Source organism: Streptomyces flavofungini, from assembly GCF_041028215.1.
Classification (GTDB): Bacteria; Actinomycetota; Actinomycetes; order Streptomycetales; family Streptomycetaceae; genus Streptomyces; species Streptomyces flavofungini_B.
On sequence record NZ_JASKYR010001364.1, the window covers coordinates 1 to 827 of the forward strand.

Sequence of the window (827 nt, forward strand, 5' to 3'; positions counted from 1 at the left end):
GTGCAGCAGCACGCCGAGCGCGTAGAGATCGGTGTACGGGGGGGGGTGGGCAGCAGCGGCTCCAGGTCGGCGTAGACCTCCTGGGCGCTGGCGTGGCGGTGCTGGGGGTCCTTGGCGAGCAGGCGCAGGACGAGCGACTCCAGGGCCTGCGGCACCTCGGGACGCAGGCGGCGGACCGGCACCGGCGGTTCGTAGAGATGGCGGTGGAGCACGCCGAGCGCGGTGGAGCCGGAGAAGGGGACGTCGCCGCTGAGGAGTTCGTGCAGCAGCACGCCGAGCGCGTAGAGATCGGTGTACGGGCCGACCGCGCCGCCCATCGCCTGTTCCGGTGCCATGTACGCGGGGCTGCCGATCGGCGATCCGGTGTGGGTGAGGCGGGTGGTGTCGGTGTCCATCACCGAGGCGATGCCGAGGTCGAGGATGCTGAGGGTGCCGTCCTGTTTGACCATGACGTTGCGCGGCTTGAGGTCGCGGTGCACGATCGGCACGGCGTGCACCGCCGAGAGGACCGCGCAGAGCTGGGCGGCGACGGCGACGGCCCACTGCCAGGGGTAGGGCTGCTGCTCGGCGAGGTGGTCGCCGAGGTCGGCGCCGTCGACGTACTGCATGACGAGGTAGAGGTCCTCGGCCTCGCTGCCCGCGTCGTGCACGGTGACCAGGCCGGGGTGGTCGACCTGCGCGGTGACGCGGCACTCGCGCACGAAGCGGCGGCGCAGCTCCTCGGCCTCGGCGCCCGCGACGCGGTCGGGGCGCAGCAGCTTCACGGCGACGCGGCGGTCAAGGCGCTTGTCGTACGCCGTCCAGACCTGGCCCATGCCGCCCTGGCC

Annotated in this window: 1 protein-coding gene; it reads right to left on the reverse strand. The window is 72.9% G+C overall.

The window, feature by feature from the left end; translation table 11 throughout:
* A partial coding sequence (locus AB8Z36_RS41085; RefSeq protein ID WP_369218436.1) for a serine/threonine-protein kinase occupies positions 1-815 on the reverse strand: 815 nt, incomplete at its 3' end.
* Positions 816-827: the final 12 nt, after the last annotated feature.